This is a genomic window from Weissella uvarum (genome assembly GCF_016908785.1).
Lineage (GTDB): Bacteria > Bacillota > Bacilli > Lactobacillales > Lactobacillaceae > Weissella > Weissella uvarum.
Window position 1 is genome coordinate 1 of record NZ_JAFBEO010000010.1, and the last position, 14,521, is coordinate 14,521.

At 39.2% G+C, this 14,521-nt stretch carries 13 protein-coding genes; 1 reads left to right on the top strand and 12 read right to left on the bottom strand.

The annotated features are described in order from the left end of the window. Window positions 1–173 precede the first annotated feature (173 nt). From trxA to JOC36_RS08460, 12 genes are all read right to left on the bottom strand, one after another. Entirely contained in the window at window positions 174–488 is a 315-nt protein-coding gene (gene trxA / locus JOC36_RS08405; RefSeq protein WP_205146050.1) for a thioredoxin, read from the bottom strand. A gap of 115 nt (window positions 489–603) precedes the next feature. Then, window positions 604–1,347, bottom strand: a complete 744-nt coding sequence (locus tag JOC36_RS08410; protein ID WP_205146051.1) for a TatD family hydrolase — start codon at window positions 1,345–1,347, stop codon at window positions 604–606. 168 nt (window positions 1,348–1,515) lie between these two features. Continuing rightward, a complete protein-coding gene (locus tag JOC36_RS08415; protein ID WP_205146052.1) occupies window positions 1,516–3,912 on the bottom strand; it encodes an endonuclease MutS2 in 2,397 nt (798 codons plus the stop codon). Next, window positions 3,909–4,469 carry a CvpA family protein gene (locus tag JOC36_RS08420; RefSeq protein WP_205146053.1) on the bottom strand — a complete coding sequence of 187 codons (561 nt, stop codon included), beginning with the start codon at window positions 4,467–4,469 and terminating at the stop codon, window positions 3,909–3,911. The genes JOC36_RS08415 and JOC36_RS08420 overlap by 4 nt, the downstream gene beginning before the upstream one ends. Beyond that, window positions 4,466–4,708, bottom strand: a complete 243-nt coding sequence (locus JOC36_RS08425; protein ID WP_205146054.1) for a cell division protein ZapA — start codon at window positions 4,706–4,708, stop codon at window positions 4,466–4,468. The genes JOC36_RS08420 and JOC36_RS08425 overlap by 4 nt, the downstream gene beginning before the upstream one ends. Window positions 4,709–4,786: 78 nt before the next feature. Next, complete coding sequence (gene yihA / locus JOC36_RS08430; protein ID WP_205146055.1) at window positions 4,787–5,374, bottom strand: ribosome biogenesis GTP-binding protein YihA/YsxC; 588 nt, start codon at window positions 5,372–5,374, stop codon at window positions 4,787–4,789. 8 nt (window positions 5,375–5,382) lie between these two features. Beyond that, window positions 5,383–6,636 (bottom strand): ATP-dependent Clp protease ATP-binding subunit ClpX, encoded by a 1,254-nt coding sequence (clpX, locus tag JOC36_RS08435; RefSeq protein ID WP_205146056.1) that lies wholly within the window; start codon window positions 6,634–6,636, stop codon window positions 5,383–5,385. 144 nt (window positions 6,637–6,780) lie between these two features. Beyond that, on the bottom strand, window positions 6,781–8,070 hold the full coding sequence (gene tig, locus JOC36_RS08440) for a trigger factor (protein ID WP_205146057.1): 1,290 nt from the start codon (window positions 8,068–8,070) through the stop codon (window positions 6,781–6,783). Window positions 8,071–8,189: 119 nt separating this feature from the next. Further along, entirely contained in the window at window positions 8,190–8,627 is a 438-nt protein-coding gene (locus JOC36_RS08445) for a nucleoside 2-deoxyribosyltransferase (protein WP_205146058.1), read from the bottom strand. 115 nt (window positions 8,628–8,742) lie between these two features. Then, window positions 8,743–9,930, bottom strand: coding sequence for an elongation factor Tu (tuf, locus tag JOC36_RS08450; RefSeq protein ID WP_205146059.1), 1,188 nt, complete (start codon window positions 9,928–9,930; stop codon window positions 8,743–8,745). Between the two features lie 207 nt (window positions 9,931–10,137). Continuing rightward, window positions 10,138–11,043 carry a hypothetical protein gene (locus JOC36_RS08455; RefSeq protein WP_205146060.1) on the bottom strand — a complete coding sequence of 302 codons (906 nt, stop codon included), beginning with the start codon at window positions 11,041–11,043 and terminating at the stop codon, window positions 10,138–10,140. 83 nt (window positions 11,044–11,126) lie between these two features. After that, complete coding sequence (locus JOC36_RS08460) at window positions 11,127–13,064, bottom strand: RNase J family beta-CASP ribonuclease (protein WP_205146061.1); 1,938 nt, start codon at window positions 13,062–13,064, stop codon at window positions 11,127–11,129. 240 nt (window positions 13,065–13,304) lie between these two features. On the opposite strand from JOC36_RS08460, the gene JOC36_RS08465 reads away from it, so the two are divergent. Next, on the top strand, window positions 13,305–14,474 hold the full coding sequence (locus tag JOC36_RS08465) for a DUF998 domain-containing protein (protein ID WP_205146062.1): 1,170 nt from the start codon (window positions 13,305–13,307) through the stop codon (window positions 14,472–14,474). Window positions 14,475–14,521 lie beyond the last annotated feature (47 nt).

Below are 14,521 nucleotides of genomic sequence, written 5' to 3' on the forward strand. Positions count from 1 at the left end.
CCCTACACATTTGTTAATATCGAAACGATATTCAGTTTTCAATGATCTACATCGTTGTTGCTTTTCTTTCGCAACCAACTTGATAAATAATACAGGTTAATCGTTTAAAAGTCAACAATGATTCTCAAAAAAATAAAAAAACATCCTCCAATTTCCAGAGGATGTTTTCGTAATTATTTAGTGTACTTATCCAAAATCTTGTTTAATTCATCAGCGGGTGTGTAACCAGTGATACGATCAACAACTTCGCCATCCTTTTTAATCAAAAGGGTTGGAATCGCCAAAATACCAATTTCTTGTGCGGTTTGTGGATTTGCATCTACATCCATCTTATAGAAATTAACATCATCACGAGTTTCTGATACTTGTTCAATCACAGGTGATTGCATCTTACAAGGACCACACCAAGTTGCCCAGAAATCAACCAAGTCTACACCAGTGTTTGTCTTTTGATCAAACTCAGCGTCTTGAATATCTGTAACTGCCATATGACCACCTCTTTCCATTTACTTAAAATAAGTATAACACATTTCAAATTCTAGTTAAAGAGCTATAAAACAATTATCAACACCCAATAACCACTTCTAAAATTTGGATATCATCCTAGACATTGATAAAATCGCATAAGTTAGCACTCATGATTTTTTCAAGTTTATTAATTGATATTTGCTTTATATCCGCAATAGCTTGTAGATTTCTTTCCAATAGAGCTTGATATTGTTTAAACTGAACTTGCTCATCATCAAAAGCCCACTTGATACTCTCCATGCCGTCACTCTCAATAAAAAGTTTCTCAATAGGCGCTTTATGTACCAAGGACATACTAACTTCACTTTCTAATAAATCAACACCTATCGAAAACCAACAACCGGCTTGAATATATTCGTCAATATAATTCAAGTCAGAATACCAATGTACCATGAAGTGCATGTTCGGATATGCCTTAATCAAATCTAACATAAGCGGCTCAGTGCCTTTAGTATGAATAATAACCGGTTTTTGAGTCTCAAATGCGAAAGTAAGTTGTTGCTTAAAGACCTGCAACTGTTGTTCTAGTGGAATTGATGTCCACACCGTGTCTAATCCAATTTCACCAATTATTTGAGCTTGTTTCAATAAAGGTTGCATCTCCTTGAAATCAACATCATTCACTTTCCATGGATGAATCCCAAATGATAACAAATCATTATCGTCAGTATTATTGCTCTGCTCATGTTTTTTTACCCAAGTTTGATTTTTTTGCCATTCAGCTCTATTCTCACAATTAATAATTGCCTGAATGCCATTTTGTTTTTGAAACTCTAACAATCCTGCTTGATCATTATGACAATGCGCATCAAGTAACATTTCAATTCTCCCTTAATCAAACAATAACTCAAAATCATCTTAAAAAATTACTTCAACTTTACACTATTGAATATACGATGCTGAAATTATACAAACCATAAAACATCCAACCAGTCAGTCTTTGTTATACAAAAAAAAGCGTTCCTTTTAAGAAACGCTTTTTTATCATTACCCAAATTCAACGTAAGTTGCCCCTTGATCAGGCCCGGTGAACTTAAAGTCTTTAATGCCTCGATGTGAGCGTAGGTATTCTTGCACACCCTTCCGAATAGCACCAGTACCTTTACCATGGATAATTTCGACAGATGATAGATTGTTCAGCATCGCTTGGTCAATAAAGCGGTCTAATTCAGCCATTGCTTCATCATAACGCTTACCACGTAAATCTAATTGGCTTGAAGCATGCATGCGATTTTGAGCTTGGTTCGTAGAAACATTTTCCTTACGCTTCTTAACCTTCTGTTTTCCAGAATTATGTTGTCCTTTACCTTGCGGCTCTTGTTGCTGCTTAGTCAACTCATCATCAGACAACACCATCTTCAAAATCCCCATTTGTACTTCATATTGATTATTTTTTAGCTTCCGCAACACAGTTCCTTGTTGTCCATATTCGTTCACTAAGACTGTGTCACCCGCTTCAATATCTTCATGTTTAGCTTGCTTAGCGCGCTTAAGTACACGATTATTTTCTGCAGATGGTTTCTGCTCCATGGCATTCAATTCACCCTTGGCATCCATCAGCTTATTTTCTTTAACTTGAACACCATCTCGTTGCATCTTGCGCAAATCGCTAATAATCCGATCAGCTTTCTTTTTAGAATCAGCCACAATATGATTAGCTTCTTTCTTAGCATCCTCGAGCATTTTTGCTTTCTGAGTGTCTAACTTCTCAAGCTTCTGTTCATATTCATTCTTTAGCTGACGGTTCTCAACAATTTGATTTGATAGCTGAACTTGTTGGTCAAGAACTGCATTACGTCGTTCAACCAAGTCTGCAATCATATCATTTAACTCTTGCGACTCATCATTGGCCATATTTGCAGCATTATCAATAATATTCTGACTTAAGCCAAGACGCTTTGAAATTTCTAAAGCATTCGAACGACCTGGGATACCAATCAAAAACTTGTAAGTTGGCTTTAGTGACTCAACGTCAAACTCCATTGAAGCATTAATAGTATCTGTGCGATTAAAACCATAAACCTTCAATTCAGGATAATGTGTTGTCGCTAATGAATAAGCACCCGTTTCACCAACAGCATCAAGAATGGCCATCGCAAGGGCAGCTCCCTCTTGTGGATCAGTTCCTGCACCTAATTCGTCAAATAGCACCAATGAGTCCTGATCGATTTGATCTAAAATATCGACAATATTCACCATATGTGAACTAAATGTTGATAATGATTGTTCAATCGACTGTTCATCGCCAATATCAGCAAAGATATTTTTGAAAACTCCAACAGTTGTATGTTCGGCAGTTGGTAAAAATAGACCTGATTGAGCCATTAATTGTAGAAGTCCCAATGTCTTCAAAGTAATAGTTTTACCACCAGTGTTAGGTCCAGTGATAATGATTGATTGGTAATCTTCCCCAATAATAATGTCATTTGGCACTGCCTTCTCTTGATCCAATAATGGATGACGTGCTTGGAGAAAACGAACATGATTTTCATCACTCACTTCTGGCTCGGTCGCACGAATAGCTACGGCATAGCGTGCTTTGGCATTGACAAAATCCAAATGTCCTAGCACTTGCGCATTTTTTTGAATATCATCTGCCACCGGTTTAAGTAAAGCTGATAAATCTTGAAAAATTTGCGCTTCTTGATGCCGTTCCTTAACAATTAGCTCACGCAAACGATTATTCATATCAACAACATCTGCTGGTTCAACATACAAAGTCTGCCCAGTTTGTGATTGATCATGGACAACACCACCAAACTTACTCCGATATTCAGCTTTCACCGGAATCACATAACGATCATTACGCATTGTAACAATGGCATCAGATAAGTATTGAGCCGTTTTTCCACGTGTATAATCCTGCATCTTTTGGCGAATCGCATTTTCAGTTGAAGTAATGCTTTGTCGTGTCCGATGTAATTCAGGAGAAGCCTCGTCGGTCACCCGCCCATCACTATCAATGGATACGTTAATTTTCTTTGTAAGCTCTGGCATCGTGACCAAACGTTGATAGTATGGTGCTAGCGCCGTCATAGGATCTTCACGATCCGCAATTAAATTCTCAAAGAATAAGCTTACCTGACTAGTTGTAAACAATACGCGACCAACCTGGGCTAATTCAGTTCCACTTAAAGCCGCATCAATTTTAACGCGCTTCATATGTTCTGTAACATCAGCAAGTTTGGGAATGGATAAACCACCTTCCCATCTTAAAATTTTCGATGCATCAGCCGTTTCAGCAAGCTCTTGCTTAATTGTTTGTTTATCATCAGAAGGGGTTAGATTTTGTAATTCTTTTAACCCGCTATCAGTTGTTAAATAAGGTTTGATTTGATCCTTAACTGCTTGATACTCAAGTGTATCTAATATTTTCTTATTCACTTAGTGCCTCCTCTCAGGCTAGTTTGCCACATTTGTAAAAGTTGTGAGGATAGATACGGTGTCTGTTCAATCATCCACTGAACGAGACTCGAATTGGCAATCTGGTCATGATACCAAGGAATTGGTAAGGCTTGTGTGAAAATAAACAAGAAGAATAGTTCAACATAAACCAATATTAAATAAACGACACCACCGCCAAGTCGGTTAAGCGAGCCTAAAATTGGCATTCGATTGATGAAACGAACAGATTTTTCAACCCGTCTAACAATCATAAAACCAATCATCGTAATCAATCCAAAGGCAATCCCTGCCGAAATAAACTGAACCCGATCACTCACCGCAGCATTGTTTCCGGCCGAAGCAAGCCACCCACTACTTACGTGACTAATCAAATTTTGATAGAGCCATGCGCCACAAGGACGACTATAGATAGTCGCTAAGGCCAAAACAAGCAGGCGTCCGCCAAAACGAATAAAGCTCCGTGCTAGTCCATATGTCTGTCCCCGGTAAAAGGCCAATAAAAGGGCGAGAATGACCAGCACACTTAACGTATTCATGCTTCTTTTCCTTCGTCCAATTTAGTTTGCATATCCAATTGATCAGAAATCGCATTAACTGCCAATAAAATTAACTGATCCTCAAACTTTAGTGATGCATTAGCTTGATGTAGTTGCGCTAATTGTTGATTAGCAATTTCAAAGACCGCATCCATGTGAGCATCATCCTTATTACTTGTAATCACGACGTCGTGGTTACCAATCTTACCACGATAGCGCCATTTTTCTGCTTCAGCCATTTTTCTTCCTTTCTTAATTTCAAAAAAAGCACCTAAGACGGAATTGTGCCTCAAGTGCTTATCATTTACCACATACAATTATGCCATGTGAGCTTCAATCCAATTCCAAACTTCATCTTTACCAGCTTTTGTTTCTGAAGAAAACATTTGAAAATCTGAAACTTCTGGATCAAAATCAAGGTCACGTTTAATGACCGATTCAGCCTTATTCCATTTTCCACGGGCAATTTTGTCAGCCTTCGTTGCAACCACTAATACTGGAATATCGTAATACAATAACCAGTTGTACATATTGATATCATCTTCAGATGGTGCATGCCGAGCATCAACTAATGAAATGACTCCACGTAATTCTTCACGCTGAGACAAATACGTCTCAATCATCTCACCCCACTTTTCACGTTCTTTACGTGATACCTTGGCATAACCATAACCAGGTACATCCACGAAATAAACCTGATCTTCAACCCGATAAAAGTTTAAGGTTTGCGTTTTTCCTGGTTGCGAAGATGTTCGTGCAAACGCCTTTCGATTAATCAATGTATTCGTCAGTGATGATTTCCCAACGTTTGAACGACCAACCAACGCAATTTCTGGTAACCCATCACTTGGGTATTGTGCTGGCCGCACAGCTGAGATTGTTAAATCAACGTTATGAACTTCCATGTACACACCTACTTCTTTACTAGTTCGGGTGCTGTGTGATGATTAACAGTATCCGCATCAATAATCACTTCTTTAATATCATCATGTGATGGCAATTCATACATAATATCACGCATAGTTTCTTCAATAATTGAACGTAAACCACGTGCACCAGTTTCACGTTCAATCGCCAAGTGTGCCATTGCTTGCAACGCTTCTGGTGTAAACTCTAATTCAACACCTTCCAAGCGGAGCAATTCTTGATATTGCTTAACCAAGGCATTTTTTGGCTCAGTTAAGATACGAACCAAATCATCTTCACTTAGCTCATTCAAAGCCGTGAGAATTGGCAAACGGCCAATAAATTCAGGAATCAATCCAAAACTCATTAAATCTTCAGGCAACACCTGTTGCATAATTGATTCTTTAGAATCGTTAAATTGTGCCAATTTTGAGTCAGTTCCAAAACCAACGACTTTAGCACCAACACGTTCCTTAACAATTTGATCAATTCCAGCAAAGGCTCCACCCACAATGAAGAGGATATTCTTAGTATCAATTTGAATAAATTCTTGGTTAGGGTGCTTTCGACCACCTTGTGGTGGCACATTTGCAATTGTACCTTCTAGCATCTTAAGCAAGGCTTGTTGTACACCTTCCCCAGAGACATCACGCGTAATTGAAACATTTTCAGACTTCTTGGCAATCTTATCAATTTCATCAATATAAATGATTCCCTTTTCAGCACGGTCGACGTCATAATCAGCTGCTTGAAGAAGTTTAAGTAAAATGTTCTCAACGTCTTCACCAACATATCCAGCTTCAGTCAAAGTTGTTGCGTCAGCAATCGCGAATGGTACATTCAAAATACGAGCCAAACTTTGTGCAATGTACGTTTTACCTGAACCAGTTGGTCCAATCATGGCAATATTTGACTTTTGTAATTCAACACCATCGGCGTCTTCTTTACCATCATTTTCCAACATTGCATTAACACGCTTGTAATGGTTGTATACTGCCACGGCAAGTGTTTTTTTAGCATCTTCTTGTCCAACCACGTATTGATCTAAATCAGCTACAATTTCGGCTGGTGCTTTCAAAGTAAGTTGTTGTTCTTCAGCTTCTTGTTGGCGATCTTCTTTCAATACTTCCTCAGCTCGCTCAACACATTCATTACAAATGTAGACCCCAGGGCCAGCAATTAATTTTTTAACTTCATTTGATGACTTACCACAAAAAGAACAGTAAGCAACACCATTTGTATCATCGGTAGAATTAAACACGCTTCCACCTCCTATTTTATTTTCATCTATGAAACGTAAGTAATATTATAACAGAGATTCACTTAAACTTAAACTTCTAGCCTATTTTTATAGGGCACACAATAAAAAACGGATACCAATCGGTATCCGTTTTTCTTAAAATGCTTACTTTTCAACAGCTGAATCAACAATTTCATCAACAACTGACTTAATTGCGATATCATGTGCAAGCATGTCATCTGACAAAGCACTACGTACGGCTGATTCTTCCATACCGTATTGTTCTGCCAATGACTTTACTTCATTTGAGATGTCTTCTTCAGAAGGCTTCAAATCTTCAGCCTTAACGATGGCTTCCAAAACAAGATTAGTCTTGACACGACGCTCTGCACCTTCAGCATATTGCTTACGCAAATCATCAGGAGTTGAATTTGTGATTTGGAAGTACAAGTCAGGTGTAATACCTTGTTGTTGCATTGATGCAAGGAATTGGTTCATTTGACGATCAACATCTTCTTGAATCATTGAGTCAGGAATTTCACCACCAACGACTGTTGCGTTATCAACAGCAGCGTTAATTGCAGCTTCTTCCTTAGCATCGCGAGCAGCAGCTTCCTTTTGTTCAGTCAAGTTATCCTTGATCTTCTTCTTCAAGTCATCAAGAGAATCAACTGTTTCATCAACGTCCTTAGCAAATTCATCGTCTAGTTCAGGCGTTTCCTTTGACTTTACTTCATGGACAGTAACTTCGAACAAAGCTTCCTTACCAGCCAAGTCAGATGCTTGGTAATCTTCAGGGAACTTTACCTTAACGTCAACCTTATCACCAGCCTTAGCACCAACTAATTGGTCTTCAAAGCCAGGAATGAATGAACCTGAACCAAGTTCAAGACTGTAGTTATCAGCCTTACCACCATCAAAGTGATCACCATCAACAGAACCGTCAAAGTCGATGACAACAGTGTCACCATTCTTAGCAGGTTCGTCAACAAGTACCAATTCAGCTTGGTCGTCTTGTAATTGCTTCAATTGGTTATCAACATCTTCATCAGATACTGATGCATCATTTGCAGGAACTTCTAGCCCCTTGTAGTCACCCAATTCAATTTCAGGTGCAAGTTCAACTTCAGCAGAAAGCTTCCAAGGTTGACCCTTTTCCATTGCATCAAGTTGAATCTTTGGTTGACCAACCATTTGGATACCAGCTTCAGCAACCGCTGCATCAAATACTTCAGGCAAAACCTTGTTCAAGGCTTCGTTGTACAATGATTCTTCACCGTACATTTGCATGAAGACTTGCTTTGGCATGTGGCCCTTACGGAAACCAGGTGCTGCAACGTCCTTCTTTACATCATCAAATGCTTGATCAATTCCTTTTTCGTATACGTCAACTGGAACATCGAAGCTCAATGTTCCCTTGTTACCGTCACCTAATGTGAAAACTGCGTTTGCCATTCTCATTCCTCCAATTGTCATGTATAAATTATGACTTCAATTCATTATTACATAGTAATAAGTATACCAGAAACACGCTTTATTTCAATCTTTTCACCCAAAGTCATCGGGTGCTAAGGTTAGAGCCGCTCCCCTTCAAAAGTGGTCTCTGGTAAATTAGTAAAATCTAGCGTTTCCAATGTTTTAGCTTGATTAACAAAAGTCGTTAATGACTCTGTTAACATCAAGTTTGTCTTGTATGGTACCTCTTCAAACATCACCACTGGCTTATTTAACGCATACGCCATGCCTTGCTCGAAAGCAGTTCCAGAGTCTGCATCATCATGCACATAATCGGCAACAGTTACTAACACATCAGCTTGCATCACTTGAGTCACATCACGTTTAAATACTTCTTTGGCCCATTCAGCGCTAAATTGTTCAGCTTCAGTATCTTGGTGTAAGCGTGGTGAATAAAAATCATCAACAGTCGCATTAACAGTCAATGCTTTTTCGATTGCTTCAACTCGGGCAACTTGTTCATCACTAAAAAAAGGTGCAGCTAGGTATACTTGCATATTTCTCTCCTAATTTGGTTGTCTGGCATTATGACACAAAAAAAGCGACACCACATACATGGCATCGCTTTTTTAACTTTTATCTCAGTAAACTGATGTAAAAGTTAACTTACTATTAGTCCAAGATTTCTGAAACAGTTCCGGCACCAACAGTACGTCCACCTTCACGAACAGTGAACTTCAATCCCTTTTCAAGGGCAACTGGAGCGATCAATTCAACGTCGAATGTCACGTTATCTCCAGGCATAACCATTTCAACACCTTCTGGCAATTCTACGACACCAGTAACGTCTGTCGTGTGGAAGTAGAATTGTGGACGGTAGTTAGTGAAGAATGGAGTATGACGTCCACCTTCTTCCTTGGTCAAGACATAAACTTCACCCAAGAACTTCTTGTGAGTTTGAATTGAACCTGGCTTAGCCAAAACTTGTCCACGTTCGATTTCAGTACGGTCAACACCACGTAGCAAAGCACCGATGTTGTCACCAGCTTCAGCCTTGTCCATTGACTTGTGGAACATTTCGATTCCAGTGATAACAGTCTTACGTGGTTCGTCCTTCAAACCAACGATTTCAGCATCGTCGTTCAAGTTGATAGTTCCACGGTCAACACGTCCTGAAGCAACAGTTCCACGACCAGTGATAGTGAAGACGTCTTCAACAGGCATCAAGAAAGGCTTGTCAGTATCACGAACAGGTGTTGGGATGTATTCGTCAACAGTGTCCATCAATTCTTCGATAACCTTAACTTGTTCTTCATCACCTTCAAGGGCCTTCAAAGCTGAACCACGAAGTACAGGAATATCGTCACCAGGGAAATCATACTCTGACAACAATTCACGAACTTCCATTTCAACCAAGTCAACCAATTCGTCATCGTCAACCAAGTCAGTCTTGTTCAAGAAGACAACAATGTAGTCAACACCAACTTGACGAGCCAACAAGATGTGCTCACGAGTTTGTGGCATAGGACCATCAGTTGCGGCAACAACCAAGATAGCACCGTCCATTTGGGCAGCACCAGTGATCATGTTCTTAACGTAGTCCGCGTGACCTGGGGCGTCGATGTGCGCATAGTGACGCTTCTCTGTCTCATATTCGATATGAGCAGTGTTAATCGTGATTCCACGTTCACGTTCTTCAGGCGCAGCGTCAATGGCAGCAAAGTCTTCTTGCTTTGCCAATCCCTTGTCAGCCAAAACCTTTGAGATAGCGGCAGTTAATGTTGTCTTACCGTGGTCAACGTGACCGATAGTTCCAATATTAACGTGCGGCTTAGTACGAGTGTATTCTTCTTTAGCCAAAAGCTTATCCTCCTAATTTTGCAAGCTAACCTTGAATGGTTAACTAATATTGCTTGCTTATAAGTATACTACATTCCACAACGGAATAAAACTATAATTATTAAAAATTATAGCCACCCTTGGGAAACTGAAATTATTATATAAAACCTCAACATATTTGTAAATATGTTTTGCTATAAAATCTTCTAAAAACATGTTTGGCTAACCCTACAACGCCATTAGCGCCTCAGATAATTGTTCGCGCCATGCCTGTTGCGCTTGTGTTTCTTCACGTTGCGTCATGAACTCCATACCAAACATTTTCAGCGTTTGTTCCATCCATGTCTGCACATCCGAAATTGCCGCACTAAAATCTGGCATAAGCAACATCAAGCACAGCGTAAATTGTTGTTTTAAAACAATAAACTGACTCGGATCACTCGCCAATGGTGATTGCTCTAATCGATTCAAAATTTCAATAACGACAGGTTGTTGCTCAAAGGGCAAAATTTCAGCTGGAATCACCTGTTCTGTCTCACCAATGAGATTTTTCATCTCCACTGCTTCATTAATCTGCAGCTTAATCAATTCCTCTAACACACTAACTCGAGTCAGCTGGTGCGCAAATGGATCAATCAAGATTGATTTAGCAGAAAACATAAACTCTTCTAGAGGTAGCTTCATGGCTGCTTTAATCACTTGTGATTGAAAACCCATTGGATTATCACTCAAATGATAAAAAGCTTTTTGATTTTCTTTTAGTGTCGCTTGCTGCTCCGTACGATATTTTGCTTCAGCTGCTTCAATCTCTGGTATTTTATCTTGAAGTTCTGGATTGTGGGCAACTAGCTGACGCGCCTCAATAAAAACATTAGCGGCCAAACAACACGCCAAATAAATTTGTTGTGCTTGACCGTCGGCAGTAAAATATGCCCCCGTTTGCTCACGCACCAATTGCATAGCTGCCTCATATTGTTCATGTTTTAGATACAAACTTGCCAATTTTTGATTGACTTCAAATGTTTGCTCTTCACTATAAGCCTGTTCATAAGCTAGAATGGCCTCTTCCACATCTTGCGCTTGTTCGGCTTGTTGTCCTTGATTAACCAAGTTTTGGTAGGCTTCGCTTTGCATGCAGTTTTCCTTTCATTGAAAAAACACTATTAGACTCACATCTAATAGTGTTATTTTAACATTTTACAGCCGTATCGCTGCGACTATTTTGCTGCTTCATCCCCAGAATTTGGTTTGTTCTGTGGCTTGTTTTTTGAATGATTACGCTTCTTGCCATTACGGTTTGGCTTTTTATCAGCAGGCTTACCATTGCCCTGATGCTTTTTGGCATCATTTGCCTTTTTATCATGATGATTCTTTTTATCATTATTAGGCGTATTATCTGCGCTGGCCTTATTGCTGTTGTTACCCTTAGCATTGTTAGCCTTATTTCCAGTACCACGCTTACGACGACGACCATTTTGATTAGCTTCCATAATAACCGGTAAAATCACAGGCTTACGGCGTGTCTGCTCGTACAAGAATTTACCAAGGGCATCACGCACTGAGTTCTTTAAGTTCGACCAATCGAATTCTTTGGCATTTTTAATACCATCAGCCACGGTCTTTTCAACCAAATCACTCGCTTCATTCATTAAATCCTTAGAGTTCTTCACATAAACGAAACCACGTGAATCTAATTTAGGCTTTGCTACAACCTTCTTCTTCTTCCGATCAATTGTTACAACCGCAATAAAGGCCCCATCTTCTGACAGAATACGTCGATCATTTAGCACAATCGAACCAATGTCACCGACTCCTGAACCATCAATCATCGTATCATTAACTTGAATTGAACCAGCTAAGCTCATCGTGTCATCATCAAGGGCATTCAACTTATCACCATTCTTCAACATAAAGACATGGTCATCATCATATCCGACTTCAAGTGCAGCATTTCGAGCTGCATTCATCATCCGATATTCACCTTGAACTGGAATGACATTTTCAGGCTTCAACAAATTTAACAATAGTTGGAAATCGTCATGCGTGGCATGCCCTGATGATTTCTTATCATTTGAAATTTGCACCACTTTAGCACCAGCGCGGAACAACAAATCACGTGTGCGTGCAACGTAACCTTCCATTGCTGTTGATGGCGTCGTCGCAATAAAGACCAAATCGCCATCACCAATTTGAATATTGCGATCATCCCCGTGGGCCATCCGCTGTAGATGTTGAATTGGCTCACCCATGCGACCAGTTTCCAAAATAACAGTTTCTTCAGGTGCCAACTTATTCAAGTTCTTCAGTGAAACAAACATTTCATTTTCAGGAACCGGTAGCGTTAACTTTTTCAAACGTAATGCTGTCCGGACAATTTTTTCTAAGTCATGTCCTGACAACACAATTTTGCGCCCTACTTTATAAGCAGCATCAATCACTTGTTGAATTCGTTGAATATTTGAGGCTACTGCCGCAACAATAATCCGACTTTGCTTATTAGCACGGAAAGTTTCTAAAATATAATCCGCAATTTCAGACTCGTGAGCGTTAACACCAACATTAGCAGTTCCGGCAGCATCAGCTAAGAGTGCTAATACCTTTTTACTTCCAATTGATGCCAAGCGAGCCAAATCTGTTCGATAATATGGCGATGCTGTTGTATCAAATTTAAAATTACCTGTATAGACAATTTGGCCAGCTGGCGTTTCAAGAACAATACCTAATGATTCTGGGATTGTGTGTGTTGTCTCAAAAAATGAAACAGTCACATCATTCATCACAACTTCTGTATTACCACGGACAACATGGTAATCGTCAAATCCAGCCGCATTAGGTTCAGCTTCCACTGCTAGTTTAGCCAGTTCAATTGTTAAATCTGATCCAAAAACAGGCACTTGAATTTCACTAAGCAAATAAGGTAATGCGCCAATTGCATCAGCATGTCCATGTGTCAAAAAGACACCGGCAATTTTGTCACGATTATCAACTAAGTAACTGAAATCTGGGATTACTACATCGACGCCAAGCAAGTCACTTTCTGGGTATTCTAAACCTGCATCTAAAATAAATATGGCATCGTTCACTGTTACGGCATACATGTTTTTACCATTTTCACGAACGCCACCAAAAGGCATAATATTTAATTTCGTACTCATAATTTTCCTATTCTTTTCTTTCCAGGAATTGTCACATTCCTACTCTGATGTTCTTATTTACTAATATATCACATATCAGCACACCGACCAACAGATTAATCTCTGTACAAAAAATTAACTCTTTTAAAGATATTGCTGCTTGATTTTATTTAGACGCATTTATCTTGTATAATAAAATGTATTGTATAGCTAATGCTTTAGCTATTTGTAGATTGGACGTTAGGAGTACGCAAGTCAAACATGGCAGACCATGCAAAGTATTATATTGAAATTCCAGCTGAAGTGGTTGAAAAAAATCACATCAACACTGATGAAGACGTTACTGCCACTTTCAATAATGGGCACATCACGCTCCAAGGTGAATCGATTGGAAACCGAAATGAACGAACTTCCATTCGGACCTTTTTAATTACTTCAGTAATTGCTGGCATTCTAGCTTTTATTTCATTTCATATCCAAAAAATTTATACGGTGCCATTAAACGGGGAAAAATCAATTTCACAAGCTTCGATTTATTTAGGCGTTATTTTTGGCGGTGTATCATTTTTAATTACCCTTTTTAAACAACGAAAACATAAAATGGTCGAACTAAAATGGCGCCACATTCTGACTCTAACCCTAGCTTCGATGATTATCCTATTTGCCTTTCTGGCACTCTTCTTCAAGGTTTTCTCAAATGCATTCATTGGCCTAAGATTAGATATTTACACCACCTCGATTCTAGTGGGCTTAATTACTGGTATGTGTACTTACGCTTTAATTGCCGCTGGTCGTGATGTCAACTTTTCAACCATTACCTATACCTTAATTGCACTATTATTTGGTGGTATTTTGTTCTCGATGATGACTAACGGCAGTCCTGATTGGTGGCAACACAATTTCAGTTATTTGGGAACTGAACAAGCTAAGAATGCCATGTATTTCAATTTTACACTCATTTTTTCTGGTTTAGTTATGTTGACGCTCGTTGATTATCTTTTTTCCGCGCTTCATGCGACTTATTCACAGAACCGCCGGCTATTCTTTTTAAGATTGTTATTCTCAATGCTTGCGCTAACATTAGCTGGTGTTGGTGCTGTTCCTAACAATCCAGGCTGGACACACGTTGCCCATGATCAAATTGCACAATTATTAGTGTTATGGGTTTTGCTCATGATTGTTGGTATTCGTTGGTTTTTACCACACGCCACCCATGAATTTATGGTTACATCTTATACAGTAGCTGGATTATTGTTAGCATCAGACATCATCTTCCAACGCTTTGATTATTTATCTTTGACTGGATTTGAAGTTTTAGCCTGCGGCCTTGTGTTTTTCTGGCTAATTCTATTACTGCTTCATCTTCGTAACATTGCATTACCAGCCGCACAGTTCAATGCTAATATTATTAAAGTATCCGATACTAAATAACAAAAAGTGGACGTCCAGGTTAACTTGGACGTCCACTTTTTGTTTTT